General features: G+C 63.9%; 24 protein-coding genes. 10 read left to right on the top strand and 14 right to left on the bottom strand.

All coding sequences use genetic code 11. From position 1 onward, the window contains the following. Window positions 1-33: 33 nt before the first annotated feature. A complete protein-coding gene (locus CP556_RS11350) occupies window positions 34-702 on the top strand; it encodes a DUF502 domain-containing protein (RefSeq protein WP_098727375.1) in 669 nt (222 codons plus the stop codon). A 59-nt stretch (window positions 703-761) separates the two neighbouring features. Here the strand turns inward: CP556_RS11350 and CP556_RS11345 are convergent, their stop codons facing one another. Together CP556_RS11345 and CP556_RS11340 are read right to left on the bottom strand one after the other, a co-directional pair. Beyond that, a complete protein-coding gene (locus CP556_RS11345) occupies window positions 762-3938 on the bottom strand; it encodes an FAD-binding and (Fe-S)-binding domain-containing protein (RefSeq protein ID WP_098725720.1) in 3177 nt (1058 codons plus the stop codon). Window position 3939: 1 nt separating this feature from the next. Next, window positions 3940-4917 (bottom strand): D-2-hydroxyacid dehydrogenase, encoded by a 978-nt coding sequence (locus tag CP556_RS11340; RefSeq protein ID WP_098725719.1) that lies wholly within the window; start codon window positions 4915-4917, stop codon window positions 3940-3942. Between the two features lie 112 nt (window positions 4918-5029). Between CP556_RS11340 and CP556_RS11335 the strand changes: the two genes are divergently transcribed. The 3 genes from CP556_RS11335 (at window position 5030) to CP556_RS11325 (ending at window position 8051) form a co-directional block, all read left to right on the top strand. Further along, a complete protein-coding gene (locus CP556_RS11335; protein WP_098725718.1) occupies window positions 5030-6430 on the top strand; it encodes an amidohydrolase in 1401 nt (466 codons plus the stop codon). Then, window positions 6427-7677, top strand: a complete 1251-nt coding sequence (gene ilvA, locus CP556_RS11330; protein WP_098725717.1) for a threonine ammonia-lyase — start codon at window positions 6427-6429, stop codon at window positions 7675-7677. The genes CP556_RS11335 and ilvA overlap by 4 nt, the downstream gene beginning before the upstream one ends. A gap of 92 nt (window positions 7678-7769) precedes the next feature. Beyond that, window positions 7770-8051 carry a hypothetical protein gene (locus tag CP556_RS11325; RefSeq protein ID WP_141551668.1) on the top strand — a complete coding sequence of 94 codons (282 nt, stop codon included), beginning with the start codon at window positions 7770-7772 and terminating at the stop codon, window positions 8049-8051. A gap of 108 nt (window positions 8052-8159) precedes the next feature. On the opposite strand, the gene CP556_RS11320 is transcribed toward CP556_RS11325, so the two are convergent. The 5 genes from CP556_RS11320 to CP556_RS11305 form a co-directional block, all read right to left on the bottom strand. Continuing rightward, a complete protein-coding gene (locus tag CP556_RS11320) occupies window positions 8160-9521 on the bottom strand; it encodes an aminotransferase class III-fold pyridoxal phosphate-dependent enzyme (protein WP_098725715.1) in 1362 nt (453 codons plus the stop codon). Window positions 9522-9743: 222 nt separating this feature from the next. After that, window positions 9744-10589 carry a hypothetical protein gene (locus tag CP556_RS25290; protein ID WP_141551667.1) on the bottom strand — a complete coding sequence of 282 codons (846 nt, stop codon included), beginning with the start codon at window positions 10587-10589 and terminating at the stop codon, window positions 9744-9746. Window positions 10590-10811: 222 nt separating this feature from the next. Then, window positions 10812-12515 (bottom strand): BCCT family transporter, encoded by a 1704-nt coding sequence (locus tag CP556_RS11315; protein ID WP_176548256.1) that lies wholly within the window; start codon window positions 12513-12515, stop codon window positions 10812-10814. 373 nt (window positions 12516-12888) lie between these two features. Continuing rightward, window positions 12889-13536 (bottom strand): DUF8102 family protein, encoded by a 648-nt coding sequence (locus CP556_RS11310; protein ID WP_098725714.1) that lies wholly within the window; start codon window positions 13534-13536, stop codon window positions 12889-12891. 188 nt (window positions 13537-13724) lie between these two features. Further along, the gene (locus tag CP556_RS11305) at window positions 13725-15005 is read right to left on the bottom strand and encodes an amidohydrolase (RefSeq protein WP_098725713.1); all 1281 of its coding nucleotides are present in this window, start codon (window positions 15003-15005) and stop codon (window positions 13725-13727) included. 453 nt (window positions 15006-15458) lie between these two features. Here CP556_RS11305 and CP556_RS11300 point away from each other — a divergent pair, with 453 nt between their 5' ends. Both CP556_RS11300 and CP556_RS11295 read left to right on the top strand, forming a co-directional pair. After that, entirely contained in the window at window positions 15459-16061 is a 603-nt protein-coding gene (locus CP556_RS11300; RefSeq protein ID WP_098725712.1) for a helix-turn-helix domain-containing protein, read from the top strand. Between the two features lie 48 nt (window positions 16062-16109). Continuing rightward, complete coding sequence (locus CP556_RS11295; protein ID WP_098725711.1) at window positions 16110-16562, top strand: DUF4870 domain-containing protein; 453 nt, start codon at window positions 16110-16112, stop codon at window positions 16560-16562. A gap of 31 nt (window positions 16563-16593) precedes the next feature. On the opposite strand, the gene CP556_RS11290 is transcribed toward CP556_RS11295, so the two are convergent. Next, window positions 16594-16983, bottom strand: a complete 390-nt coding sequence (locus CP556_RS11290; protein ID WP_098727373.1) for a Rid family detoxifying hydrolase — start codon at window positions 16981-16983, stop codon at window positions 16594-16596. Window positions 16984-17041: 58 nt separating this feature from the next. Further along, complete coding sequence (locus CP556_RS11285) at window positions 17042-18424, bottom strand: aspartate aminotransferase family protein (protein ID WP_098725710.1); 1383 nt, start codon at window positions 18422-18424, stop codon at window positions 17042-17044. A 590-nt stretch (window positions 18425-19014) separates the two neighbouring features. On the opposite strand from CP556_RS11285, the gene dnaG reads away from it, so the two are divergent. Next, the gene (dnaG, locus tag CP556_RS11280) at window positions 19015-20436 is read left to right on the top strand and encodes a DNA primase DnaG (RefSeq protein WP_098725709.1); all 1422 of its coding nucleotides are present in this window, start codon (window positions 19015-19017) and stop codon (window positions 20434-20436) included. A 152-nt stretch (window positions 20437-20588) separates the two neighbouring features. Here the strand turns inward: dnaG and CP556_RS11275 are convergent, their stop codons facing one another. Next, on the bottom strand, window positions 20589-21911 hold the full coding sequence (locus tag CP556_RS11275) for a DUF92 domain-containing protein (protein WP_098725708.1): 1323 nt from the start codon (window positions 21909-21911) through the stop codon (window positions 20589-20591). Between the two features lie 159 nt (window positions 21912-22070). Here CP556_RS11275 and CP556_RS11270 point away from each other — a divergent pair, with 159 nt between their 5' ends. Continuing rightward, window positions 22071-22676: an undecaprenyl diphosphate synthase family protein gene (locus CP556_RS11270; protein WP_098725707.1), complete on the top strand. Its 606-nt coding sequence runs from the start codon at window positions 22071-22073 to the stop codon at window positions 22674-22676. On the opposite strand, the gene CP556_RS11265 is transcribed toward CP556_RS11270, so the two are convergent. Together CP556_RS11265 and uppS are read right to left on the bottom strand one after the other, a co-directional pair. Continuing rightward, the gene (locus tag CP556_RS11265) at window positions 22673-23068 is read right to left on the bottom strand and encodes a DUF7344 domain-containing protein (RefSeq protein WP_098725706.1); all 396 of its coding nucleotides are present in this window, start codon (window positions 23066-23068) and stop codon (window positions 22673-22675) included. The two genes, CP556_RS11270 and CP556_RS11265, sit on opposite strands and share 4 nt — an antisense overlap. Window positions 23069-23248: 180 nt before the next feature. Beyond that, window positions 23249-24181, bottom strand: coding sequence for a polyprenyl diphosphate synthase (uppS, locus tag CP556_RS11260; protein ID WP_098725705.1), 933 nt, complete (start codon window positions 24179-24181; stop codon window positions 23249-23251). A 174-nt stretch (window positions 24182-24355) separates the two neighbouring features. On the opposite strand from uppS, the gene CP556_RS11255 reads away from it, so the two are divergent. Next, window positions 24356-24772: a DUF5778 family protein gene (locus CP556_RS11255; protein WP_098725704.1), complete on the top strand. Its 417-nt coding sequence runs from the start codon at window positions 24356-24358 to the stop codon at window positions 24770-24772. Here CP556_RS11255 and CP556_RS11250 read toward each other — a convergent pair. Both CP556_RS11250 and CP556_RS11245 read right to left on the bottom strand, forming a co-directional pair. Continuing rightward, entirely contained in the window at window positions 24769-25221 is a 453-nt protein-coding gene (locus tag CP556_RS11250; RefSeq protein ID WP_098725703.1) for a type II toxin-antitoxin system VapC family toxin, read from the bottom strand. The genes CP556_RS11255 and CP556_RS11250 overlap by 4 nt on opposite strands. After that, window positions 25218-25568: a helix-turn-helix domain-containing protein gene (locus tag CP556_RS11245; protein ID WP_098725702.1), complete on the bottom strand. Its 351-nt coding sequence runs from the start codon at window positions 25566-25568 to the stop codon at window positions 25218-25220. The genes CP556_RS11250 and CP556_RS11245 overlap by 4 nt, the downstream gene beginning before the upstream one ends. A gap of 228 nt (window positions 25569-25796) precedes the next feature. Between CP556_RS11245 and ahbB the strand changes: the two genes are divergently transcribed. Next, window positions 25797-26879, top strand: coding sequence for a siroheme decarboxylase subunit beta (ahbB, locus tag CP556_RS11240; protein WP_098725701.1), 1083 nt, complete (start codon window positions 25797-25799; stop codon window positions 26877-26879). Window positions 26880-26903: the final 24 nt, after the last annotated feature.

Below are 26903 nucleotides of genomic sequence, written 5' to 3'. Positions count from 1 at the left end.
GCTATCATGTCCCAGCAGTCATACGCTAGAGACATGAGGTCGTGGAAGCGTGTCTTCGCGAGCGGACTGATCGTTATCGGTCCGATACTCGTCACGCTGTACGTCGTCTATCGCGTCTACGCGATCATCGCGGGGGTCGTGCCGGTGTTCGTCTTCGATAGCGAACTGGTAGGCGGCCTGATCGGTCACGAGCCGACGCGAGAGTTTACGGTCTATCTGCTTCGCGCCGTCGTTCCGCTCGTTGTGTTCGTCCTGATAGCAATCGTCGTCGGCTCGTTCACCCGAACGACGGTCGGCGACGTGTTCTCGCGAAGCGTCGACGGCGTCGTGAACCGCGTTCCGGGGCTTCGCGTCCTCTACAACGCGTCGAAGGTCGCCGCTGAGACAACGTTCGGCGAGGAACAGGCGCTGCAGGAATCGGTCAGCGTCGAGAGCTGGGATGGAACCCAGATGCCGGCGTTCAAGACCGGACACACTACGAGTGACGGACGGATCGTCCTCTTCATCCCGACGGCACCGAACATCTCCTCGGGGTTCACGGTCGAGGCCGACCCCGACCGCGTCACCGAAACCGACGAGTCCGTCGAAGAGACGCTCGCACGGGTCTTGAGCGGGGGGTTCGGGGAGTCAAAACATCCGGGAAACGAGCGGCCGCGGGCACCGCTCGACACCGCCGACGAGCGGTCGATGGACGAGGAGTGACCGCAGTCCGATAGACGGATGAAGAATGACTGCGACCCGCTCGGGGGTGAGACGACGCGTTACCGCGAGAGCCCGGCCGCGACGCTCTCGATCGGGTGGGGCGGATCGTCACAGCCCTCGTACCCCGAGAGCTGCGTCCGGCAGGACGCGCCCGGCGCGACGACGGTCTCGCCGTCGCTGTCGTCGACCTGATCGAAGAGGATCCTCCCGATCGACTGACTCAGCGAGTAGTGTTCGGCCTCGTAGCCGAAGGAACCGGCCATCCCGCAGCAGCCCGAATCGAGCGCGTCGACCTCGTAGCCGACCGTCCGCAGGACCGCGGCCGCGTGACCGTCCTTCTTCGTCGCTTTCTGGTGGCAGTGGCCGTGATAGGTCAGCCGTTCGTCGAGTTCGGCGGTCGGGAGTCCGGCCGCCAGATCGAACCGGTCGAGATACTCCATGACACCGTAGGTGTTCGCCGCGACCCGCTCGGCGTCGCGTTCCGAGAGGAGGTCGAGGTAGTCCGACTGGAGCATGACCGCGTCCGAGGGTTCGACCAGGACGATCTCCCAGCCGTCCTCGACTCGCGGAGCCAGCGCCTCGACGTTGGTTCGGGCGCGCTCACGCGAAACGTCGAGGAAGCCCTTCGAGTGGGCCGGCCGGCCGGTCGAGGTGACGCCGTCGGGAATCTCGACGCGAACCCCCGCCGTCTCGAACACCTGGACGGCCGCCTTCCCCGCTCGCGGGTGGTTGTAGTTCGTGTACGTGTCCGGGAAGAGCAGGACTTTCCGGGTGGCTTCCTCGAGCGAAATTCGAGAGCCGCCTCGCTTCTCGAACCAGTCCTCGAAACTCTCGCTCTCGAACGTGGGCAAGTCGCGCTCGCGTGCGATACCGACCGTCTTTTCGGCGATCGTGCCCGCACCGGGAAGCGACGCGGCCCAGTTCGAGAGCGGCGCGAGCGCCGAGCCGACGGCGTTCAGCCGGTCGACATTCGCGAACAGCTTGTCGCGGAGGCTCGAGCCGTTTTCCTGATGGTTCGCGTGTTCGACTTCCGCCTTGAGTTTGGCCATGTCGACCTCGCTCGGACAGTCCCGCGCACAGCCCTTGCAGCCGATACAGAGGTCCATCACTTCGGCCAGGAACTCCGGATCGGTCGACTCGGCGTCGAGTTCGCCGTTCATCGCACCGCGGAGCATGTTCGCCCGACCGCGGGTGCTCAGGCTCTCTTCCTCGGCCGCGCGATACGTCGGGCACATCACGCCGCCGGTCGTCTCCTGGGACCCCCGACAGCCACCGCAGCCGTGACAGAGTTCGACCATCCCCTGCATGCCGTTGTCGTTTGCCCACTCAAGTGCGGGCTCGAAGCCGGCCTCGAACTCGTAGTCCGGCGAGAACCGCAGGTGCTCGGTCATGTCGTGGTCGCCGCAGACGGTGCCGGGATTGAGGAGCCAGTCGGGGTCGAACGCGGTCTTGACGTCGCGGAAGAGCGACCAGACGTCCTCGCCGTAGAGTTTCTGGTTCCACTGGGTTCGGGCGCGGCCGTCGCCGTGTTCGCCCGAGACCGAGCCGCCGTACTCGACGACGAGATCGGTCACGGCGTCGGAAATCGCCTCGAACTGGGTCAGCCCCGCCGGGCTCTTGGTGTCGACCAGCGGCCGCATGTGCATACAGCCCGGTCCCGCGTGGGCGTAGAAACTCGCGAAGGTATCCTGTTCCTCGAGCACGTCCTGAAAGTCGGCCACGTAGTCCGCGAGGTTCTCGGTCGGGACGGCCGTGTCCTCGATAAAGGAGATGTGCTTGGCGTCCGAGGTTCGGGAGAGCAGGATCGGTGCCGCGCTCTTTCGGAGCTTCCAGAGTTCGGCCCGGTCGTCGGGCGCGTAGGCCTCGAGAGCGTCGAACGCGCGGACGGGGTCAGAATCGGGAGTCGACTCAGTTGCAGTCGTGCCGCCGTCGGATTCCGGCGCGCTCGAATTCGGCAATCGATCCGCGAGCATCGCCGTCACTTTCTCGCGAGCGTCGGCCTCGCTCTCGGCGTAGAACTCGACGAGCAGCGCCGTCTCGGTTCCCTCGGGAAGGTTCGCCGCGACGTCGGCGAACTCCTCGGTGTTCCGGGCGAGTTCGAGCAACACGTCGTCGATCGCCTCGATCGCTGCGGGGTCGAAGTTGCGGACGATGGTGTCGACGTCGGCCATCGCCTCGAGCAGGTCCTCGTAGGTCAACAGGACGACGCCCGTCGTCTCGGGGACCGGCTCGAGCGAGACGGTCGCCTCCGTGATCACGCCGAGCGTTCCCTCGCTGCCGGCGAAGACGCGGGCGAGATTGAGGGTCGCGTTGGGGTCGGGTTCGCCGTCGATTGCAACAGTCTCGTCCGTGTTTTCGTCGAACGCCTCGGGCTCGCCGTAGGCCTCCGCGACGAGCCGATCGAGGTTGTAGCCGGAGACGTTCCGCTTGAGTTGCGGGAAGACCTCGCTGATCGCCACGGCTTCCTCGTCGACGACCCGGCGCAATGCTTCGTAGATCCGCTCGAGCAGCCCCCCGTCCGGATCGGCCCGCTCGCGGAGTTCCGCGACCGTCACCTCGCCGAAACGCTCGACGGAGCCGTCGGCGAGGACGACTTCGACCGCCTCGATGTACGCGTCGGTCTTGCCGTATTGCAGCGAATGCGCGCCGGTGGAGTTGTTGCCGATCGCGCCGCCGATCGTGCTCCGATTTCCGGCGGCGGGATCGGGTGCGAACTTCAGATCGTCTGGCTCGAGCGCGCCGTTCAGGTCTGCGAGGACGGTTCCCGCCTGTACGGTCGCCGTCCGTTCGTCGGGCGCGACCTCGCACAGGCCGTCCATGTGCGTCGTCAGATCGAGCACGACGGCTTCGTTGACCGCCTGTCCGGCGAGGCTGGTGCCGCCGCCGCGCGGGAGGACCGGAATCCCGCGCTCGGCGCAGTACGCGGCGACCGCGGCGACGTCGTCGGTCGATCGCGGGAGGACGACGCCGACCGGCGTCACCTCGTAGGCGCTCGCGTCGGTCGCGTAGAGTCGCCGACTGTACTCGTCGAAGCGAACTTCGCCGTCGACGCGCTTGTCGAGCGCCGAGACGAGTTCGGGGCGGTCGATATCGCCGCCGACGTAGTCGTACTCGGCGCGGGGATCCGCTGCGGGATCGTCCGCCCGCGGATCCGACTGCGGCCCGAGAGCGCTCTCGTCCGCGGTCGCGGTCTGATCGCTGTGGTCGGTCGTGGAACGCGAGTTATCAGCTGCCATCTTACGCTCCGCTCGAGTCGGGCTGATAGACGGCGTTTTCGAGGTCGCCGCCGGTCTCGAGCACCGCGACGTTGTGCGCGACGATGTCGGCCAGTCGATCCCAGTGTTTCGGCGTGTGACCGCCCGTGTGGGGCGTGATGAGACAGTTCTCGAGGTCCCAGAGCGGGTGGTCGGCGGGGAGCGGTTCGGGATCGGTGACGTCGAGCGCGGCCCCGCGGATCCCCTCGAACTGCAGCGCCGAGACGAGCGCGTCGGTGTCGACGATCCCGCCGCGAGCGGCGTTGACGACGACCGCATTCGGCGGGAGCGTGGCGAGTTCGTCTTCACCGACGAGCCCGCGGGTCAGGTCGTTGAGCGGACACGCGAGGACGACGTAGTCGCTCCGGGAGAACGCCTCGTGGATATCGTCCTCGTCGAAGCCCAGCACCTCGTCGGTCGGCCCGCCCTTCTCGGGCGTGTAGCGGATTCCGATGGTCTCGACCTCGAATCCCTCGAGGCGCTGGACGATCGCCTGCCCGATCGAGCCGAGGCCAACGATCGTGACGGTGCTGTCGGTGAACTCGTGGGACTGGAAGTGCCGCCACTCGTCGTTTTCCTTCCGTCGCCAGCCCTCGTGGAGCCGGCGCGCGAAGACGAGCATGTTGCCGATCGACTGCTCGGCGATGCCGGGCGCGTGGATGCCGCCCGCGTTGGTGACGGTGACGCCGTGGTCGGCCAGCGCGTCCATCGGCACGTGGTCTGTGCCGGCGAAGGTACACGCGAACAGCTCGAGTCGGTCGGCGCGCTCGAGGAGGTCCTCCTCGATCGTGATGCCCGTCACGACCCGCGCCTGCGGAACGAGTTCGCGTTCCTCTTTCGGCGTTCGCGCGAGCGCGACGGTGTAATCGGGCAACCGTTCGCGCAACGTTTCGGCGTACGATTCCATCGACAGCCCTTCCGTCCCCTCTCGGAGAACGACGATGTCTGGATTCGTGCTCATAGAGAGTTCCGTGTTGGCCTACCATTGTCACGCGCTCTCTTATCCTTTTTGTGTACCCGTCGTAAACACTGATTGTGTATAATTAAGTCCCTGGGGCGCGTCAGTACTCCGCATGACCGAGCCGATACGGGACCGTCTCGTCAGCCTCCGGCGCAGCTTCCACCGCCACCCCGAGCCCGCGTGGCGCGAATTCCTCACCACGGCACGGCTCGTCGAGGAAATCCGAGCCATCGGCGTCGACGAACTGGCCGTCGGACCGGACGCCTACGACCCTGCCGATCGAATGGCCGTCACCGACGACGACCTCGAGCCCTGGATCGAACGCGCCCGCGAGCGCGGCGCGGACGAGGACCTCCTCGAGCGGATGACCGGCGGTAACACGGGTGCAGTCGCGGTCCTCGAGCGCGGCGAGGGACCCACGATCGGTTTGCGGGTCGACATCGACGGGCTGTTCATCGAGGAATCGACCGATTCGGAGCACCACCCTGCGAACGAGGGGTTTCGCTCGAAAATCGACGGGACGATGCACGCCTGTGGCCACGACGCTCACATGACCTGGGGGCTGGCCGTCCTCGAGACGATCGCCGAGAGCGATTTTTCGGGGCGGCTGGTCGTCTTCTTCCAGCCCGCCGAGGAGACCGGCGGTGGCGGCTGTCCGATGGCGAAGAGCGAGTTCGCGGAGGATCTAGACTACCTGCTCGCGATCCACGTTGGGCTCGATCATCCCACGGGCGAGGTCGTGGCGGGGATCGAGAAGCCCCTCGCGATGTGTCACGTCGACGCGACGATAACCGGAACCTCTGCGCACGCGGGGAAGGCACCGAACGAGGGAGCCAACGCCATGCACGCGATGGGAGCCGCCATCGTGAACACCTACGGGATTCCACGGCACAGCGACGGCATGACTCGAGTGAATATCGGCAAGGCCGAGGCGGGGACCGCGAGCAACGTCATCGCCGAGCACGCGTCCATGGAGGCCGAGGCCCGCGGCGAGACGACCGAGCTGATGGAGTACATGGAACGGCGACTCGAGCGCACGATCAAGTCGGCGGCCAAGATGCACGGCTGCCGGGCCGAGGTCGACGTGGTCAGCAAGTCGCCGCGGGCCGACAGCGATCCCGAACTGCAGGCCCTGGTCAGCGAGGTCGCCAGCGGCGTCGAGGGAGTCGACCGCGTCCTCCCGGCCGCCGACTTCGGCGCGAGCGAGGACGCGACCTTCCTGATGGAGCGCGTCCAGGACGAGGGCGGGCTGGCGACCTACGTGATCGTCGGCACCGATCACCCCACCAGCCACCACACGCCGACCTTCGACGTGGACGAGGCGAGTTTGCAACACGGCGTCGACGTGCTCGTCGGCACGATCCGGGACCTCGAGCGCCGGCATCCGGTTCCGCGTGTCGATGACGGGGCGACCGTGGAGCACGGGGAAAGCGGGCCGCTCGGGGAGAGCGGTGCGCTCGGCGAGATCGGTGCGCTCGGCGAGATAGGAACGCGCGCGGAGGACGACGGATGAGCAGGGACCGCGACTCCGACGAGGCGCTCGTCACCCGCGAGGACGTCGAGAACGCTCGAGAGCGGATCGCGGACGTCGTTCACCGAACCCCGCTCGACACCTCGCGGACGTTCGCCGAGCTGAGCGGTGCCGATTCGATCGGGCTCAAGCTCGAGAACGTCCAGCGGACCGGCTCGTTCAAGATTCGCGGCGCGTACAACACGATGGCCCAGTTGTCTCCCGAGGAGCGCGAGGTGGGCGTCATCGCCTCGAGCGCGGGTAATCACGCGCAGGGCGTGGCGCTGGCCGGGGGTCTGCTCGACATCGACACGACGATCGTCGTCCCCGAGGTGACGCCGGCCGCGAAGATCGAGGCCACCCGCGGCTACGGGGCCGAAGTCGTCGTCGAGGGCGACATCTACGAGCGCTCCTACGAGTACGCCCTCGAGCGGGCCGCGGAGACCCGGGAAACGTTCGTCCATCCCTTCGACGACGCGGACGTCGTTGCGGGGCAGGGAACGATCGGCCTCGAACTGCTCGAGCAGTATCCCGAGATCGACACCGTGTTGGTCGCGATCGGTGGCGGTGGGCTCATTTCGGGCATCGGAACGGTCCTGAAGGCCGCTGAGCGCGATGTTCGCGTGATCGGCGTCCAGCCCGAGGGAGCCGCCCACGCGAAGCCGTCGCTCGAGGCCGGCGAAATCCGCCAGCTCCCGGACGTCGACACCGTCGCGGAGGGGATCGCGGATACTCGCATGCTCGAGACGACGTTCGAAATCGCCCGCGAGGTCGTCGACGACGTGGTCAGCGTGAGCGATCGGGAGATCGCCGCAGCGGTCACTCTGCTGGCCGAGCGCGCGAAGACGGTCGCCGAGAGCGCCGGCGCCGCACCGCTGGCCGCCGCGCTTTCCGACGATCTGGACCTCGAGGGCGAGCACGTCGGGGTCGTCATCTCGGGCGGGAACGTGAACCTCTCCGAGCACGCCGAACTGACCAGAACCGGGCTGCACGAACTCGAGCGCTACACCGAAGCGAGACTCGCGCTCGCGGGCTGGCCGACGAGCGTCGGCGCGGTAGTCGAGACGGTAACAGCCGAGGGTGCCGAGCTGGACGTACTCGAGCGCGCTCGGCGGACGTCTGTCGACGAGCCGAATCGGACGCCCGTAACGATCGGACTCGAGGGGAGCGGTTCGGCGCATCTCGAGGGCGTGCTCGAAGCGCTGTCGGCGCTCGAGGGCGTGTCGGTCGTGGAACACACGCTCGATTGACGACTGACGGGGCCGGATTCTCGGTCGCCTTACGGACGAGCGGGACGGCGTATTAGCGAAAGTTTCTAGATTGCTGTCAGGTGAGTGTGAGTGTGAATCGACTCCTCGTGTATCACGTGTCCCAGATAGTCGTCGGTGGCGGCCTCCTCCTGTTCGCAGTTTCGTCGGTTATGGGTAACGGGCTCTACGACGCGTTCGACGGCATCTTCGTGGCACTGATGGGGATTAGCGGGATCGGGATCGTTCTCGTGAACTGCTATCAACTGCTCCGCTCCGATGCCGACCCACCCGAGCTGACTCCCGCGGTATTCCGGCTCTCGGTGGCCGGAGCGGGACTCATGGTGCTCGCGGCGCTACTGTGGATCGTGCTCTGAGAACGGGCGAGAAACGGACGTCGTGTATCAGACTGGTCAGAATCGATGAGAAAACGCGCTCGAGCCACCCGGAGAAACGAACGTCGATCGGAAAATTAGCGGACGTGATTACGCCGCTTTCGCGTTCGGGCTAACGGCCTCGATCGCCTCGCAGAAGATGCCGATCCCGAGTTCGATCTCGCGCTCGCTCGAGTCCAGCGGCGGGAGCAGTCGGATAGTCTTCTTTCCACAGCCGAGTGTGAGCAGGCCGCGCTCGAGGGCGGCTTCGACGACGGCGGAGCGCCGGTCGGGGGTGTCGAACTCGACGGCGAGCATCAGGCCCTTGCCGCGGATGTCCACGACGGAGTCGGGCGCGTCGTCGCGGAGGAGTTCTTTGGCCTGTTCGCCGCGTCGGGTGGCGTTGTCGAGCAGGTCGTGTTCCTGGATCGCCTCGAGCGTGAACGCGCCCATCATCGACCCGAGCATGTCGCCGCCGCCGAAGGTCGATCCGAGGCGATTCTTCTCGCTGGGGAAGACCTCCGAGCGAGAGATGGTCGCGCCGACGCGCAGGGCCTTCGCGCTGGCGATGACGTCGGGTTCGATCGCGTAATGGTCGGAGGCCCAGATCTCGCCGGTGCGACCGACGCCGGCCTGGATCTCGTCGACGACCAGCGGGATGTCGTAGGTGTCGGTGACGTCGGCGACCTCCCGCATGAACGCCTCGCTGGGGAATCGGTAACCGCCGACGCCCTGAATCGGCTCGAGGGTCAGGAAGGCGATCTCGTCGGGATCGACGTAGCCGCCTTCGGGCGCGAGCATATCGCGAAGCTGTGAGCCGCCGCCGGCGAAGAAGCCACAGTCACAGCTCTCGGCGTCACAGCCCCGATCGTCGCAGAACGGCACCGTCTCGATCCCGCTGATTTCGGGGTAGTGGCGCGTGTAGACCTCCTTGGATTTCGTCAGCGAGAGGGTGCCGAGCGTGCGACCGTGAAAGCTCCCCGAAAACGCGACGCCGTACTTCGACGGCGCGCGGTAGTCGTTCGTGATCTTCATCGCGTTCTCCATGGCCTCCGCGCCGGAGTTCGAGAGGAAGACGGTGTCCATCCCGTACTGACTCGAAACCTCCGTGAGCTTCTGCATGAGGTGACTCGAGCCGGGGACGTCGGCCTCCTCGGGGCTGGGGCCGGAGCCGAAGTACATGTCCTGGCCGGCGATCTTCATCGGTTCGACCAGGTCGAACTCGCGGACCTTGTCGAGGATCTTCTCGTTGTTGTAGCCGAGCGGTGCCGCGCCGATGTGACAGGTGAAATCGAGGAGAACGTTGCCGTCGACGTCGGTGACGAAGGGGCCGTCAGCCTCGCGGGTCACGTCCCAGACGAAGTCGTGGGAGTACTCGCTGGGGGCTGAGTACTCCTGATGGAAGTCGACCCACTGCTGGGCGTTCGGCCCCGGAAGCGCGTCCGCGTCGGGTTCCGCCGTGTCCCTATCCATACACAGTTTATGTGTACCCCATACATTAAAACTTGTTATAGATTTCTGAAGACGATGGTGGTTCCCAGTCATAACCCTTTGTTAGACATATAATTAAATATAGAATTTAATACACTACTATAGATATTTATAATCTCTATGTGTTAGAAATACCAATATGGCAGTCGGGATCCCTACATAGCGCGATCACTTACAAATCGCATTGGTATGTTTAGAAGGATCTTAGGGATTCGGACCAACTGGGCCAGTGTAATAAACGTGACTATCGAGATTAAATGTTTTCGTACTAGTAGTTACTTCTCGATTTCCGGTATCAGTGAATGCTTCAAACGTAACAGTACCTTCTTCATGAAGAGGTAGCTGAAATCGCATATTGTAATACCCGTATCCCACCGAATCGAAATGTGAGGGAATCAAACCATCATTGAATGCCACCTCATTGTTCGCTTCGTCTATAGAAGAGTCGATGCTTGATGCCCGCGCGAGGGTGTAAAGAAATGCAGTTGGGCCAAGCGCTGGATAAAGCAATGTTCCGCCGCCAATGGCTACGTCTCCGAGCGCGTAGAATGCCTCTTCATCGTTTCCATTCGGAGATTCAGTTCCGTCAGGATCAATTACTCCACTCTCGAGATTCGAGGAACCAGCAGGCTGAGGATCAGGAATAACAGAATCGCTGACTTCCCACCGAAAGCCGAATGAGTTCACATACTCATTTCCATTATCTGTTCCATACGCTTCATTCAGTCCAGCAAGATCAAAAAAGTATGTTACACATTCATTGCAATTATTATCTGTCCACCCCCTAGACCCGACAGACAAAGAAGTTTCTCCCTTGACACGTGTGGTATCTCGACGGTAAGCATAATTTATCTCTTCGCTTGCATCATCACAATCCTCATACGCCTCACCACTGATATCAAGATCAGGACAAGTATGAGTCGCACTTACTGATCCACTGAGTCCGAGAATCGCTGTTCCGGATAGGGTTGCTGTGCCGATTGAGTGTAGCAATCCTCGTCGATTGACTTGACTACCTCTTTCGCTCCTTTGGACAGTATTGTTGTCCATAAATTATTTCTATTTTCTATCTTTATATATCTATGGTTCCCATCAATACCCGATATAATAATGATCCTGTGTTTTCTCAGAGACTCTATTACTATATCTGATTGTGGCATTGAATTCTACTTCAGATTGTACCGCGACTACGATCCAGTACTCAAGTTCCAGATGTTGTATCAGCAAAAATAGCCAGGGAATCGCTCGATAACAAGAAAAACATAGTGGCGCTCAGTCGTCGTCCGTTTCGACGGTACCGGCGGGGCCGGACGGCGAGTCGGCGTCGGATTTTCGGCTCGAGCCGATGAGGACGGTTTCGTCCTGCAGGAGGACGCGACCGTAGCTCGAGCCGAAGTCCTTGATCAGCGAGAGCATCGCGAGGAAGCAGACGAACGCGAACGGCGTCCCGGTGATGATCGCCGCCTGCTGGAGCGTGTTCGCGCTGCCGGTGCCGCCGAGGATCATCAGGATCGCCGCGGTCATGCCGAGGACGACGCCCCAGAAGACCCGGTTGATGGTCGACGGACGTGCCTTGCCGCCGGTCGTCATCATCGAGACGGCCAGCGTCGAAGAGTCCGCGGAGGTGACGAAGAACGTCGTCACGAGGATCAGGAACATGTACATCAGAGCGGTTCCGACCGGTATCGTGATCGAACTCCCCCCGAGGGCCAGCGTGAACTGCAACGCCTCGAAGAGGATGAAGCCGGAGACCTCCGCACCTGCCTCGCCGGAGATGACCGCGCCGAAGTCGGCGACGCCGTTGTGCTGGGCCCAAACGGCGGTGCCGCCGACAAACGTGAACCACGGGATGGTGGCTCCAGATGTTGCAACGATCCCCGTAAACGCAACTTCGCGAACGGTGCGACCCTTGGAGATGCGGGCGATGAACAGGCCCGCGAACGGCGACCACGAGAGCGCCCACGCCCAGTAGAAGACGGTCCAGGCGTTCATCCACTCCGCCGCCGCCGGATCACCTGCACCCATCGGACCGGCACCGGTAAAGAGGCTCATTGAGATGAAGTCCGACATCATCCCACCAAACGCCTGCGTGCCGAGTAGAATCAAGAATAGGGTCGGGCCGGCGATGAACGTGCCGAACATGAGGATGACGAAGAGGATCATATTGAAGTTCGACAGCCGGCGGATCCCCTTGTCGACCCCCAACACCATCGAGGTCGTAAACAGCAGCGTCATGAATGTCACCACGAGGAGAATGCCGATGTTCCCCATACTGATCCCCCACTGGTAGTCCAGCCCCGTGACGAACTGGCTGCCGATGAAGCCCAGCGAGGTCGCCACGCCGCCGATGGTCGCGAAGACGGCGAGGATGTCGACGACCTTCGCGAACGGCCCGTCTAAGTTCTCAGCGCCGATGATCGGAGTGAGTGCCGAGGAAACTCGCAGCGGGACATTCTCGTAGTTGTACGCGAAGTAGCCGATCGCGATTCCCATGATCGTGAACACCGCGAGTTGGGGCAGTGCCCAGTGGAACAGCGTCTGCTGGACGGCGAGGGTCATCGCTTCGGTCGAGCCGCCCTCGACGCCACCGAACAGTGGCGATGGGCTGTCATAGTAGAACAGCGCCTCGGTCGGGCCCCAGAACACGACACCGGCGGCAAAGCCCGCGGAGTACAGCATCGCAAAGAACGACAGGAAGCTGTACTCCGGATCCTCGTCTCCCATTTTGATCTTGCCCCACGGGCCGACAATCAGGAACAACAAGAAGATGACAATTAGGAAGACGATCAACAGCAGCGCCCAGTTGAACGCACCGAGCATCTGATCGTTCAGCGTCGAGATGCCGCTCTCGACCGTGCTCGGACTGATGAAGAACGCCGCGATCACGCCGACGGTCAACAGTGCCCCGAACGCGAAGACGACCAGGTCGATCTCCTCGAGGAACTCGTCGACCATCCCCTGATCGGCGTCGCTCATCGTCCCACCCCCGGTATCGGACGGCAGCGGAACGATCTCTCGTGCTTCCACCTACCATTCGCCATGCTGCATGATGGCATACCGCCACCATTAACGGCGTATACAATAAGTGTTTCTCACTCGGCTAGAATATCTACAGATTGCGTTTATTATGTATTTCCGAAAATTTGTATAGAATGTCTCCTCACCCTGTATCGATCATCGTTAAATACACCATATAGTCAGACAACCGATATCCACTACGGAGGACAATAGAGGATTAGTCAATCGAAATGCCAATCAGTAACTGAGAACTAACGTGTCTGACGGTGTGGGGAACGACGGTGGAACCGACGATTCGGTCGACCGAAAACGAAATCCGAAGACGGCTCCGTCAGTTCGTCAGTTCCTCGAGCGTCTGCTCGCGAGTCTCGGTGCTCTCGGCCACGCGCTCGGCAAACTCGTCGACACGATCCTTGATTTCCTCGCGGGTGTCCGCCGGTGAGAAGCTATCCGACATCGTCAGCAGGCGCACGAACGCCCGCAGTTCCTCGTCGGTGAGCTGGGCGAACTCCTCGTTCTCGAGTTTGTCGACGACCTCGTCGACGTCGATCTGGCCGACCGGTTCGACGTTGAACTCGACGTTGACCATCCGGTAGTTCGAGCCGGCGAGGCGCTGTTCGGCCTTACCGACGCCCTCCGAGAGCATGTCCTTGAACGGGGTGTGGTAGCCGATCGTCCCGAGGTGGAGAAAGGCGAGCATATCGGTGATCCCCTGGGTGTAGGCGTCGCGGTCCTCGGCGTCGGGATCGAAGACCGTCTCCCGATCGCGTTCCTCCATGTACTCGAAGAGGATGCTGAAGTCGAGCATCGCGTTTCGTACCCGGCGTCGGATCCGGTTTCGCTTCTGTTTCTTCGAGTGGTCGGTGTAGTCCGTCTTTCGACCGAGCAAGAAATCGCGGTCGGAGGGCGTGAGAATGCCGCGCGGGCGATCCGAGTCCGCCGCCGTCCGCAACGACTCCGGAACGTCGTCTTGGCTCATAGGGGATACACGGAGAGCCCGCGAATTAACGTTTCCCATTCAGCGAACGTGATTCTCGACGGACAGAAGCGTCCGTTCGACTGTCAGTCAGTATTGCGGTTTTCGACGAGAGTTGCGGCGAACCGTCCGCCCGGTGAGCGTCATCAGACACGGTTACAGGGGCTCCAGTCCCGATCGAGGGGCGTCCGCTACGGCCGCCGGCGGGAGAGTTCGGTCGCCGTCTCGGTGAGCAGCGTCACCCCGATCTCGAGGCTCTCCTCGTCGATGTCGAAGGTCGGCGTGTGGTGGCTCGTCGGGTGGTCGGTACCGACGAGGACGTATGACGCGAGCCCGCCCCCGTCCTGGACGCGCTGCATCAGGTAGGTCACGTCCTCGCTCACGCCGAATTCCTCGCTCGGAATCACCCGATCGACGCCCTCGACCTCCCAGGCGACGTTCCCCACGAGGTCGCGGAGCGCGGGATGGCTGTCGACGCGGGGCGACTCGCTGATCACCCGCGGCGTGACGTCGCAGTCGTGCATCTCGGCGGCGGCGTAGCAGACGCGCTCGAGTTCCGTGCGCGTATACTCCATCAACGCGGTGGTCCCGCCGCGGACCTCGGCTTCGATGGTGACCTCCTCGGCGATGACGTTGCTCGCGGTCCCGCCCTCGATTCGGCCGACGTTCACTCGGGTCAGCCCGTCGCTGTGCCGGGGGATCCCGTAGGCGTTCTGAATCGCGGTCGCCGCCGCCTGCATGGCGTTGGCCCCCTCGTTCGGGGCCTTCCCTGCGTGGGCGCTCGCCCCCTCGAACGTCGCGGTCAGATGTGCCATCGCCAGCGGCTTCTCGATGCCGGCGACGACCTCGCCCGTCGGATGGTCGAGGCCGATGTGAAGGGCGAGGAGGTAGTCGATGTCGTCGAGATAGCCGCTCTCGGCCATCGCCTTCCCGCCGCCGGAGATCTCCTCGGCGGGCTGGAAGAACACCGTCAGCGTCCCGTCGAACTCGCTCTCTTTGACCGCCTCGAGCGTCCCCAGCGCCATCGCGAGGTGGGCGTCGTGGCCGCAGGCGTGCATGTAGCCGTCGTGTTCGGACCGGAATCCCTCGGCGGCCGGCCGGTGCTCGCTCTCGTCGGATTCCCGCATCGAAATCGCGTCGAGATCGACGCGCAACCCGATGCAGGGGCCCTCCCCCTGCTCGAGGGTCGCGATAACGCCAGTGTGACCGTCGGCCGTGCGCTCGAGAACGTCCGACCGAACGCCCGCCTCGCGGGCGCGCTCGATCCACGGCTCGAGTTCCGCCGCCGGCGGCACGGCCATGCGCTCGTCCGTCGCCAGCGCGTCGCGGCCGACGGCGATCTCGTCGACGCCGATCCGCTCGAGTTCCTCGACGACCCGACCGGTGGTCCGAAACTCGCGCCAGCCCGGTTCGGGATGACGGTGGAACTCCCGCCGTAATTCGCGCAATCTGTTTCGCGCTTCGTAGGACATTCTTGCCGGTTCTACGCGCGGGAGATACTTAATCGTAGTCGATAATCGTATACCGATTACGCACGATCGATGTAGACAGTCAAGGGTCGAGACAGATTCGAGCGGTTCACGCGAACAACCGACGCGAAGACCGCGATGGTCCCAGCCCAGAGACGGTCGAGGGGAACGGCGGTCAGAGAGGCGTACGGAAGACAAGACCGGCCGCTGCGTGGAGCGCGCTCTTGGGCTACGTCGTGATTCGCGTCGCCGAACGAATCGTTCGCGGGTCCGCTCGAGACGGGATCGCTCCTGAGCCGAACTCGCGGGTTTGCAGACCCGTTACCACTCGCTTACTTCGAGCCAGCCGCACGTTCGATCGATCGACGCACCGTTTTGCGGACGCACATTCGCGTTTGGTGCCCGCCAAATCCATCACGGGATTTAATTTACAACCCCTCGATGGATGGACCATCGATGCCGCCCCTCCCAACGTGGATCGACGATCGGATCGACTCCGCGCTCGACAAGAAACTCACGCAGCGACACGTCGTCGAGGTCATGCTCGAGTCCGAGCGGCCGTTCTTTTCGATCCAGCAGCTCCGGGCTCGAGTCAAACCGACGGTCAGTAAAGAGACGGTCCGAAACCGGCTCGACGAACTCCGCGAGATCGACGTCGTCGCCGCGGAAACGTATCCGGACACCATTACGCTGTACTACGTCAACCATCCCGAATCGCAGTGGCCGCTCTCGCCGGACGGGAAACGGGCGCTCGCTCACGATTCGCCACTCGAAACGCTGTCGGCGCGTGACTTTCTCCGACTCCGGAACCCGGCCGGGATCAGGACGCTGGTCCTGGCGGGCTTCCAGCTCAGCCTGGTGCTGTTCTGTGTCGGCGTCGGGATGATCGTGCTGTCGATAGAGGCCCCCGTCGACGCGAGTCACGGGCTGTGGGCGGCCGCCGGCAATCTCTTCATCGTCTGTCTGGTCCTCCTCTTCGCCGAACGCGCCGTTCGCAACCGTCGCGACGACGGCGCCAACGGATCGATTCCGACGCCTAAACGGACCAGTCCGAAGTAACGCGACGCAACTGACTATCACCCAACCGATATCCCAGCACACGTACCCATGTCGACTGACTCGACCCCGAACGAATCGCCGTCTCCCGAATCGACTTCGACCGAACCCGGCCCGTCGATCCTCACGGAGCGGACGCTCCTAGGGATATTCGTCCACTTCATCGCGATCCTCCCGTTTCTCGGGTTCGTCACCGCCGGGATCATCTACGCGGTATCGGAACACGAATTCACGCGGGCCAACGCGCGGAACGCGCTCAACTGGCAGCTGCTGGTCAGCGGATCGTTCCTCGCGGTGTTCGTCCTCGTGTTCGGACTGGGAACGCTGTTCGAGTACGTCGCGCTTCCGGGGGTGATCGAAACGGTCGTCTTCGTCCCCGTCTTCGCGCTGGCCTTCGTCTCGATCCTCCTCGGATTCCTCAATTTCTTCGTCTGGATCGTCGCGACGGCGAAAGCCATCTTCGGCGACGCGTGGCGCTACCCGTTCGCGCCCGAATTCGTGTGATCGAACCGGCGGTTCCCGGACGTCGGACCGCCTACCCGAGGAACGCCGTGGCGTCCAGCTCCACGCGAACGTCTCCGGGGAGTCGCGAGACCTCCACGCAGACTCGAGCCGGCGGCTCCTCGCCGAATCGAGCACCGTAGGCCTCGTTGACCCGCTCGTAGTCCGCGAGATCGGTCAGGTAGACGGTGACTTTGACGACGTCCGCAAGGCCGTCGCCGCCGGCTTCGTCGACGACGGCGGCGATGTTGTCGAGCACCCGGTCGGTCTGGGCCTCGATATCTTCGTCGACGACCTCGCCCGTGTCGGGGTCGACGGGCCCGTAGCCGGAGACGTACAGCGTATCGCCGGCGCGAATCCCCTGCGAGTAGGGGTTGTCGTTGCTCGGTGCGTCGTCGGTCTCGATGGAATCGATGTCGGACATAGAATCGATGTCGGACGTGGTGTGGTCAGTCTCGTCGCGCTTTCGCACCGCTCGAGTCTCAGGCGGTCTGCGTCGCTTCGGCGGTCATGTCGTCGATCGCCTCGACGACGACGTCGAGCGCCGTCTCGGCCAGGTCGTGCGTGAGCACCAGCGGCGGCAGGAACCGGAGGACGTTGCCGTGGCGACCGGCCGTCCAGATCAGGACGCCGCGCTCGAAGCAGTACTGCTGAATGGCGTCGACGAGGTCGCCGTCCGGATTACCGTCGCTATCGACGAACTCCGCGCCGATGAACAGCCCCTTGCCGCGGATGTCGGCGAGGTGCTCGTTGTCGTTGGCAGCCTCGCGGAGCCGGCCCCGAATGTACTCGCCGAGATCGCGAGCGTGCGCGAGGAGGTCGTGCTCCTGAATGTACTCGATGGCGCGGGTCCCGGCCCGCATCCCGACGACGTGGCCGCGGTAGGTGCCGGCGTGGTCGCCCGGCCCCCACGTGTCCAGATCCTCGTGGTAGATGGTCGCCGAGAGCGGGAAGCCCACGCCGCCCAGCGCTTTCGCGGAGGTCATCACGTCGGGGGTCACGCCCTCCCAGTCGCTGGCCCACCACTGCCCGGTGCGGCCCAGCCCGCTCTGAATTTCGTCGAAGACGAGGACGACGTCGTTGTCGTCGGCGATGTCGCGCAACCCCTGCAGGAAGCCCGCCGGCGGCGTGACGATGCCGCCCTCGCCCTGGATCGGTTCGACGATCATGCCGGCCGGATTGGCCAGCCCGCCGTAGGGGTCCTCGACGATGGCCCGGACCTCCTCGAGCGCGTGATCGACCGCTTCCTCGGGCGTCTTCCCCTGTCGGAACGGGTGCGGATAGGGGGCGTGGACGACGTCGGCGAGCAGCGGCGTGTAGTCGCTCTTGAACTTCTTGTTCGAGGTGACGCTCATCGCGCCGGTCGTCGCGCCGTGGTAGCCACCGCGGAACGCGATGAGGCCGTCGCCGCCGGTGTTGTACTTGGCGAGTTTGATCGACGCTTCGATGGCGTCGCTGCCGGTCGGGCCGCCGAAGACGACCTTGTTCTGGCCCTGCAAACCAGCAGGAACGATTTCGTCGAGTTTCTCGATCAGCTCGAGCCGGGCTTCCGTCGGGAAGTCGACCGTGTGGACGAACTTGTCGGCCTGCTCGTGGACCGCCTCGAGGACGTAGGGGTTCGAGTGGCCGACGTTGAGCACGCCGATGCCCGCGAAGAGATCGATGTAGGTGTTGCCGTCGGCGTCGCGGACCGTCGCGCCCTTCCCCTCCTCGAAGGCGATCGGAATGTCGTCCGGATAGGCGACCGCGCTACTGTCGATCTCGCGCTGTTTCTCGAGCAGCGCCCTGGTGTTGGGGCCGGGGACGGAGTCGACGTCCGGTGCGTCATCGAAGTGAAGTTCGTCTATCGGCGGACCTGCCGTCATACGTAACGGCAGGTGAAACAGTTATAAATAACTTGTCCACAGTATCCATGAAGAACGTACACAGATACTGACCACGAAACTCGTTTCGAAACCCGATACGGGTGACACCGGTGACGAAAGTCGTAGACGAGATCTCGAAAGCGAGGAGGGATCGTTTCGAAGCAGCGGTGACGAGGCATATCCCGCTGACCGAAGCGATAAACAGGTAAAACGCTTTGTACAGGCCAAGGAGTTACCGCTGCGGTCGCGTTGCAAGGAGTGCACCCGTGAGCGACCATCGGGAGCGAGCGGCCTTTTTAGCGTAGATTTTTGCAAGCGGTTCGAGTGAGCGAAGCGAACGAGGACCCGCAGCAAAAAGGTACTTGCACTGTCTGTAGTGAACGGTCGTTCAAATCGTCGCTTTCGCATACAGACCGACGATCGGATACGTTCGAAGACGCCGAATCGAGATCGAATGGTCACCGGCAAACTGAGCCGAGCCAACGCCTACGGAGGTCAACAGCTATTTGCCCCCCACGACCGAAATCACATATAAATCGGTCTCTGTACGCGATACCCGCGTCACCGCCCCTCCCGGGGACAGATCTCCAATGGAAGACACCTCGAAATATCTTATCCACGCAGACGTGACGGCTGACGGGATCGTCGAGCGAAGCGACGTCGTCGGCGCGATCTTCGGCCAGACCGAAGGACTGCTCGGCGACGAGCTCGACCTCCGCGACCTCCGCCAGTCGAGCAAAGTCGGTCGTATCGACGTCGAAATCACGAGCACCGCTGGTCAGTCTCACGGACAGGTGACGATCGCGACCAGTCTGGACAAGGTCGAAACCGCCACCCTCGCCGCCGCCCTCGAGACCATCACCCGGGTCGGTCCCTGCCGGGCCGACCTCGAGGTACGGGAGATCGAGGACGTGCGCGCGGCGAAGCGAAAGGAAGTCGTCGACCGCGCGAAGGAACTGCTCCGGACGGGGTTCGACGATACGATCATGTCCTCCGACGAGATCCTCGCGGAGGTGCGCCAGCAGGTTCGCGTCGAAGACATCACCGAGTACGAGGGACTCCCCGCCGGCCCCCGAGTGACGGACAGCGACGCGATCATCGTCGTCGAGGGCCGGGCCGACGTCCTCTCCCTGCTCAAGTACGGCATCAAAAACGCCATCGCGGTCGAGGGGACGAGCGTCCCCGACGCCGTGGCCGAACTCACTCGTCACCGCACCGTCACGGCCTTCCTCGACGGCGACCGCGGTGGGGACCTCATCCTCGAGGAGCTCGCTCAGGTCGGCGACCTCGACTACGTCGCCTTCGCGCCCACCGAGAGCTCCGTCGAGGACCTGAACCACCACGAACTGTTCGCCGCGCTCCGGAACAAGGTGCCCTACGAGACCGTCTCGGAGCTGAACGAACCCCGGGACGCGATCGCCGCGACCGACGGGAGTACGACGCCGGCACCGCCGCCGTCCGACGTGTCGACCGCGTCACCGACGACCACGGAGCCCGACGACGAGGGCGATCTCGAGTCGAGCGAGCGAGCTCCCGACTCGAGCGCCGCCCTCGAGACGTCGTCGGCGGTCGAGCCGGAACGAGCGGCGACGAGTCGGGCGCAGTCGGGCGCGTCCGCCGAGGAGGCGGAGACGGATTCGGAACGGGCGCGCCAGGACGAGGCCGCGACCGACGCCGAGTCCGATACCGATCGCGCCCCCGAGACGGTCTACGGGCACGCGACCGCGGTCATTCGGGCGGGTACCGACAGCGTCCGCTTTCTCGACGCCGAGGCCGACCCGATCGACGACGCCGACGCGAGCGAGGCCTACGAGACACTCGAGGCCCTCGAGACCGCGCCGACGACGGTCGTCCTCGACGGGATCCTCGACCAGCGGCTTCTCGATCTGGCGGCCGACCGCGGCGTCAACCGAATCATCGCGCGCTCGCTCGGCCAGTTCACCAAGCGGCCGACCAACGTTCGGATCCACGCGGTCGACGACGTCGCCGAGCAGCGGCCGGACGCGGAGTGACTGGCGATTTTTCGCAACTGAATCCGGCCGTCGAACGGAGAATGGGTAGCCAGTCCGGTACGGTGCCCCACGAGCCGTGTCCACGGACCGAACGGTCACGGTGTGACTGTCGGCATCGTTGGACGCTTCGAATCCGAGATCGGTTCTGACCCTCAAGAAACGGCGATCGAGAGCACCAGCAGGGCGCTGACGAGCGCGCCGGAGAGCGTCGCCAGGAAGTTCACGCCCTGATTCCCCAGAATCGTTCCCTCGAGCGTCGCCCCGAGCAGGCTATCGACGGTCATGCCGGCGATACCCGCGGCGACGATTATCGCCGCGCCGACGAGTTCGATGTCGGGGAAGAGCCCGTACGCGATCGCGGCGACGACCGCTGCGCCGACCACGCCGGCGAGTTCTCCCTGCCAGGTGACGCCGCCGTCCGTGCCGGGATCGACCGGCTCGAGGGTGGTGATCAGCCGCGGCCGGTCGAAGACGCTGCCGATCTCGCTCGAGAGGGTGTCGCTCATCGCGGTCGCGATCGAGCCCGCGAAGGCGAAGAGGAACAGTTCGGGCTCTCGAGGGAGGAAGCCGGCGTCGCTGGCCGCGTAGCCGAGCACCGCGACGAGCGCGACGGCGGCGTTGCCGAGGACGTTCCCGCTCCCCCGAGCCCCATTGTTGTCCTCGGCGACGCCGAGTTCCGTCTTCCGCTCGTATCGGAACTTCGTCGAGAGGCCGCCGATGGCGAAAAAGGAGATGAGGACGGTGAACCAGCCGTAGCCGCCGAGAACGATCGTTAGCAGCCCCAACAAGATCCCGGTGAGCATCCCCGCGATGGACGCCGTCTCAAGGGCGTAGGATGCGTAGCCGAAGGCGACCGTAACGGCGAGTGCGATGACGATTTCGCCCGTCCCGATAGTCGGCTCGAGTTCCGCGAGCAACCAGAGCAGGAGGCCGACCGAGAGGACGATGATCGGGTCGTCGGATGGGAGGAGTACGTCGCGAAGGAGCGCGGCGAAGAACGCACCGCTGGCGGCCAAGAAGACGACCAGCGGCAGTGCTGATGCGACGGCGTCACCGGTGAGCGAGTGAGTGAGCGCCTGTCCGGCGACAGCGGCTGCGAGTGCCGCGAGACAGAAGCCGCCCACGCGAACGACATCGGTGTCCGTTCGTAGCCTGACGAGTTGCGCGCCGAGGTTGCCGTAGCCGACCAGCAGTATCGTCCCGATGAAGACGGCGATCGGCATCGACGCCGCGGTCGCCATGAGACCGAGCGCGACCGCCGCGAGAACGAACGTGATGAGACCGTAGAGTCGTGAATCCTCGTAATCACCCGGATACGCCAGCAGGTCGAAGAGCGGGCCGTCGGTGATCACGTAGGCCCCCAGGAGGACGACACCGGCGACCGCGGCCGCCACCCGCGGTTCGACGAGCGGAACGGCCAGCGAGAGCGTACAGAGAGCCGCGAACACGCCGGCTCGCCGAACGGGTGCTGTCACGATATCGGTCCATTTCTGTGGCGATTACTTCAAGGTTCGTGAACGCTGCTCGAGTCGGTTTTCACCGCGTTTAACGGCTCATTCGGGCTGTACGTATCGTCGCTGGGCGCCCGTTAGAAACCCGAAACTCGTATCACAGTCGCCGGGAAACTCACGCGTGTGGGATTGTACGAACGGTACCTCGCCCTCCGGATCGCCCGTCACGACGGCGACCCCCCAGACCACGTCGCGCTCGTGATCACCGAACGCGATCTGTTAGAGCGAGGCGCCTACGAGACGCTCACGGACTTCTTCGAGTGGGCTGTCGAGTACGCCTCGCAGGTGACCGTCTACGTGAGCGTCCTCGACGCGGCGGCGGTGCCGGCCTTACAGCGCGAACTCGAGACGATCGACGCGCCGCGGCCGGTCGCCGTTCGCGGCCCGGAGGACAGGGCGCGTGCGGACGCCCCGATCCGGATCGGGATCGGCCTCGGCGGGAAACACGAGTTCACCAGCGCGGTGCGGACCCTCGCGGAGCGGGTCGAGTCGGGCGAACTCGATCCCGACGAGATCGACGACGAACACGTCGAAGGCCACCTCGTGTTCCCGTCGGAGCCGGATCTGGTTATCAAGACCGGCGCGGAGCGACTCTCCGATTTCATGATCTGGCAGTCGGTCTACTCGGAACTGTACTTCACCGACGTCAACTGGCGGGACTTCCGCAAGCGAGACTTTCTCCGGGCGGTCCGTGAGTACTGCAACCGGTCGCGACGGTACGGCCGTTAGTCGGCAGAGTCACGCCGCTGTGAGGTGTTCGTTCCCGTCGACTCGATCGTACCGGCGAGTTCCGCGACCCGATCGTCCGCGGCGACGACGGGACGTTCCAGATGGACCGTGTCCGTCTCGCGGTCGTACTCGAGGATGTCGCGCGCCTCGAGTTTCGGTAGGACGACGTGGCTGAGCGAGACGCGAACGGCGCGTTCGTCGGCGTCGTCCCGACCGGCGACGGCGTCGGTCAGCCTGTCGACCGGGAGCGGTGGTTCACACGTCGAGAGCACGTGGAGGGTGAGACGCGTCCTGGGGTTCGCAAGGAGCGCGTACGCCTCGTCGAGCGGGACGTTCGTAAGCCGAACGAACCGCTCGACATCGACGACGGGCGCACTGTTTGGAGCCGGCATCGCAAATTGTGTTGTTATACTGATGGATAAATGTCTTGCGGTGAGGGTAGCTAGCATCCCACAGGGATCGGTGCCGCCCGATCGCCGGGCAGCTCTGCGACCGATGGATACGCGGGGAGGCAGTGGTGGACGGCGGCGGGCAGTAGCCGACGGCAGGACGATAGTGGCCGTACAGCGGGGTCAGTCCGCAACCTGACTGCTCGAGTCCCCGCTCTCGAGTTCCCCGGCGTCGGGCCGTTCGCCCGATGGGAGCGAGTCGCGAAACCGGTCGACGATCGAACGAGCTTCGGCGAGTTCCGGCTCGCTGACCGCGCCGAGCAGGGCCAGTGCACGGCGAGCGCGGGTTCGTCGCCAGGATTCCTCACGATGTTCGTAGGTTCGAATCCCGCGGAGGAAGTCCGTCTTGGAGAACTCCGGCCAGAAGGGCGTACAAAAGAAGACGGCCGCCTCGTTCCCGTTGGCGTGCCACGGGAGGAAGTTCGACGTCCGCTCGTCGCCGCCCGGTCTGATGATGAGGTCGACGTCTCGAACCGGTTGATCGTACAGTCGGCGCTCGATGTCTTCGACGTCAATCTCGTCGGGCTCGAGGTCGCCCGTTTCGACGCCCGCCGCGACCCCGCGGGCAGCCTCGAGCAGTCTCGAGCGACCGCCGTAGGCGAGCGCGATGTTGAGGACGAACCGATCGTAGCCAGACGTGCGCCGTTCGGCGTACTCGACGGCGTTTTGAACCCGCTCGGGAAGCATCTCCGTTTCGCCGATGGCGCGGATGCAGACGTCGTTCTCGTGGACGCGGTCGGCGTCCGCGAACTCGTGGAGTTTCTCACAGAGGAGGTCAAACAGCGCCTCGTTTTCCTCCGCCGGCCGCTCGAAGTTCTCCGTCGAGAACGTGTACAGCGTCAGCTCTTCGACGCCGATGTCCTGACACCACTCGAGGACGCGTTCGGTCGTTTCGGCACCGGCCCGGTGGCCCTCGTGGGCGTCGCCGCCCCGGCGGCGGGCGTACCGCCGGTTCCCGTCCTGAATCACTGCGACGTGCGTCGGCGCGCCGGAAATCTCCCTGGAGAGCAACTGCTCGTAGGCCGAATCGACACGTTGGCGGAGCCACCGCTTCATTACCCGGGTAAAAGTCACCGAGACCTATGATTCTTGCGTGTCACCCTCCCACAGCGAGACGGAGCGACACCCTCACACTCCTGGGCGTGAGGACAGGGGCGCTCTCTCCGGGATGAGTCACCCGCGCCGTCGGAATCGTGACGGCTATCAGGCCGGCCCCGTACGATTCCAATAATGACGAACACCAACTCCGACGCGCTCGACGAGGACCTCTACCAGCGGACCAGGGCGCTGCTCGAACCCGGCGACATCGCCCTCAACGGGGCGATCGTCCACACCGACTACGACGGCAGCGAGGACGTGCAGATGATGCAGGCGACGATCGACGTCGGCGACATCATCGCCGAACAGTCGGGGTACGACCCGCAGGACTGCTACGTCTACTCGGGCAACGACGACACCGACTTCTCCTCGAACCAACACCAGGGCCTGACACTCGAGGACGAGGAATTCGTTTGGGAGTGCCAGCAACTGCTGCGCGAGGGGAGTTTCGACATCGTCATCTACTACGAGGCGAGCGCGGACCACGAGGCGATCCTCGAGGGGATTCGAGAGCTCGGTTTCGACGTGACAGGTGTCGAAAGCAACTAAACCGAACTGGTAACGTCTTCGGGAACGAGCGTGAATTCCAGCGTTCGAAAGTCACTATCGAAGGCGAAGACGTGGTCTACGTTCCGCTCGTCGGCGAGAACGCTAGTCGCGTGATCGACGAACGAAATCTGTTGGTCATCGTATTCGGTGAACTGCACAGCGGCCGCCTCGAAGGCGGATCGACTGACTGGAACGACGTTGACGCTCTCCGCGTCTCGTATCGCCGTGATTGCGCGAACAGCGTCGGTGTGACCGATTTTGTAGAGAAGGAGTGTCGCGAGCTCCGAGAGGACTGCTTGCGACGTGTATATCGGCCGATACAGAAGGTCGCCCGACCGAATCCTCCCAAATACTCGTTTGGCAGTCTCGTGGTGTGTATCGTCCGCATCAGCTCGCGCGTAGAACGCTCCAGTGTCGACGAACAGCGGTACCGCCCCCTTCTCACTCATGAGTCGCCGTACAATACCTCATCGACAGTCTCGGAAACGTCGCTCTCCCCCGATTCCCCCGGTTCTAACTCCCAGAACGAATCGTCCGGATTGATCTCTCCGATCGGTTCCGAGTCCTCCACGAGCCACCAGATGACGCGTCCAGCAGTCTTTCGGCTGGCGACCCGACCCTGCGACTCGAGGGTACGAAGCTTCCGGCGCGCCGTCTCACGGGAGCACTCGAGCGCCTCAGCGACGTCCCCGGATGTGACGACAGGTCCGTCGACCGATTCGAAGACGCCGAGAACGGCATCCACTGTGACGGTTTCGGTGTACTGCCCGGAGTCTCCTCGGTTCTCTCCGCTCATACTGGGTATACAAAGCAGACGGACGTAAACCCTGTGGTGTACACAATATGGCAACACCACACGGATCAGAACAGGGGGAACGGGTTCGATTTCTTCGTCTCCACTTCAGAGACACAGGTTCCGAGACCGGCTGCTATCAAACCAAACGGACAGTCCGGCACCGGACACAGCATGCGATCGAGTCACCGTTCCAGTTCGCTTATACACCGCCAGTCCCGAGACCCTCGTATGACCACGGACGTCGACCTTACGGAGCGCGAGCGGGCGATCGTCAACGCCTTCCAGGGCGGGTTTCCCGTCGTGGAACGGCCGTTCGAGCCCGCCGCGGCCGCCATGCGCGAGCGCGGGGTCGACATCGACGCAGCGGAGTTACTCGAGACGATTCAGGACGTAGACGAGCGCGGCGTCCTCTCGCGGTTCGGTGCGCTCGTCAACGCCCAGGAGATTGGCGGCGCGGCGACGCTGGTCGCCATGCACGCCCCCGAGGACCGGTTCGACGAGATCGTCGAGCGGGTTAACGACCACCGCGAGGTGGCTCACAACTACGAGCGCGAGCATCCACACCTGAACGTCTGGTTCGTCGTCAGTGTCGCCGATGAAGGCCGCGTCGAGGAAGTGCTCGGCGAAATCGAAGCGGAGACGGGCCAGGAGACGTACAACCTCCCCAAACAACAGGAGTTCCGCGTCGAGGCCAAGTTCTACGTCGACGGACCGTTCGACGGCGATGGAGACACCGACGCAGCCGGTATCGACTGTTCTGATCTCGGCCCGGATATCACGCCGACCGACGAATCCACGCTCACCCCGGCCGAACGCGACCTCGTCCTCGAGATACAGGACGGCGTGCCGCTCACCGAGACGCCGTACGCGGACGTGGCCGATGCGATCGATCAGGATCTCGAGTGGGTGCTTGAGACGATCAAACGGTTCGAACGGGAGGGGAAGATCCGGCGAATCGGCGTCGTGCCGAATCACTACGCGCTTGGCTACACCGAAAACGGAATGACGGTCTGGAACGTGCCGGACGAGGTCGTCCCCGAGGTCGGCCCCGAAGTCGCCGCGTTGCCCTTCGTCACCCACTGCTATCAGCGCCCGCGCCACGAGGGCGTCTGGCCGTACAACTTCTTTGCGATGACTCACGGCCGCAGCGAGTCCGAAAGCCAACGGCGCATCGAGCAGGTCCGCGAGACCATGGCCGAGTACTGGGACGTGACCGACGACGACTGGGACTCCCTGTTTTCGACGCAAATATTGAAGAAAACCGGCATCCGGATGGCGGAGCGTGCCGATGCCAACACCAGAGAGCGGTAACGGCGAACAGACGGACCCCTTCAG

The sequence above is a fragment of the Natrinema sp. CBA1119 genome (genome assembly GCF_002572525.1).
Taxonomy (GTDB): Archaea; Halobacteriota; Halobacteria; order Halobacteriales; family Natrialbaceae; genus Natrinema.
The sequence above is the reverse complement of the archived record's forward strand: the minus strand, read 5'-3'. Positions and strand labels throughout refer to the sequence as shown.

Bases quoted from the DNA above. Each gene is read 5' to 3' on its own strand.
- ahbB (WP_098725701.1), top strand. From the start codon at position 25,797: ATGACCACGGACGTCGACCTTACGGAGCGCGAGCGGGCGATCGTCAAC.
- CP556_RS11335 (WP_098725718.1), top strand. From the start codon at position 5,030: ATGACCGAGCCGATACGGGACCGTCTCGTCAGCCTCCGGCGCAGCTTC.
- ilvA (WP_098725717.1), top strand. From the start codon at position 6,427: ATGAGCAGGGACCGCGACTCCGACGAGGCGCTCGTCACCCGCGAGGAC.
- CP556_RS11320 (WP_098725715.1), bottom strand. From the start codon at position 9,521: ATGGATAGGGACACGGCGGAACCCGACGCGGACGCGCTTCCGGGGCCG.
- CP556_RS11285 (WP_098725710.1), bottom strand. From the start codon at position 18,424: ATGACGGCAGGTCCGCCGATAGACGAACTTCACTTCGATGACGCACCG.
- CP556_RS11265 (WP_098725706.1), bottom strand. From the start codon at position 23,068: ATGCCGGCTCCAAACAGTGCGCCCGTCGTCGATGTCGAGCGGTTCGTT.
- CP556_RS11350 (WP_098727375.1), top strand. From the start codon at position 34: ATGAGGTCGTGGAAGCGTGTCTTCGCGAGCGGACTGATCGTTATCGGT.
- CP556_RS11300 (WP_098725712.1), top strand. From the start codon at position 15,459: ATGCCGCCCCTCCCAACGTGGATCGACGATCGGATCGACTCCGCGCTC.
- CP556_RS11290 (WP_098727373.1), bottom strand. From the start codon at position 16,983: ATGTCCGACATCGATTCCATCGAGACCGACGACGCACCGAGCAACGAC.
- uppS (WP_098725705.1), bottom strand. From the start codon at position 24,181: ATGAAGCGGTGGCTCCGCCAACGTGTCGATTCGGCCTACGAGCAGTTG.
- CP556_RS11250 (WP_098725703.1), bottom strand. From the start codon at position 25,221: ATGAGTGAGAAGGGGGCGGTACCGCTGTTCGTCGACACTGGAGCGTTC.
- CP556_RS11245 (WP_098725702.1), bottom strand. From the start codon at position 25,568: ATGAGCGGAGAGAACCGAGGAGACTCCGGGCAGTACACCGAAACCGTC.
- CP556_RS25290 (WP_141551667.1), bottom strand. From the start codon at position 10,589: ATGGACAACAATACTGTCCAAAGGAGCGAAAGAGGTAGTCAAGTCAAT.
- dnaG (WP_098725709.1), top strand. From the start codon at position 19,015: ATGGAAGACACCTCGAAATATCTTATCCACGCAGACGTGACGGCTGAC.
- CP556_RS11310 (WP_098725714.1), bottom strand. From the start codon at position 13,536: ATGAGCCAAGACGACGTTCCGGAGTCGTTGCGGACGGCGGCGGACTCG.
- CP556_RS11345 (WP_098725720.1), bottom strand. From the start codon at position 3,938: ATGGCAGCTGATAACTCGCGTTCCACGACCGACCACAGCGATCAGACC.
- CP556_RS11315 (WP_176548256.1), bottom strand. From the start codon at position 12,515: ATGAGCGACGCCGATCAGGGGATGGTCGACGAGTTCCTCGAGGAGATC.
- CP556_RS11340 (WP_098725719.1), bottom strand. From the start codon at position 4,917: ATGAGCACGAATCCAGACATCGTCGTTCTCCGAGAGGGGACGGAAGGG.
- CP556_RS11305 (WP_098725713.1), bottom strand. From the start codon at position 15,005: ATGTCCTACGAAGCGCGAAACAGATTGCGCGAATTACGGCGGGAGTTC.
- CP556_RS11255 (WP_098725704.1), top strand. From the start codon at position 24,356: ATGACGAACACCAACTCCGACGCGCTCGACGAGGACCTCTACCAGCGG.
- CP556_RS11295 (WP_098725711.1), top strand. From the start codon at position 16,110: ATGTCGACTGACTCGACCCCGAACGAATCGCCGTCTCCCGAATCGACT.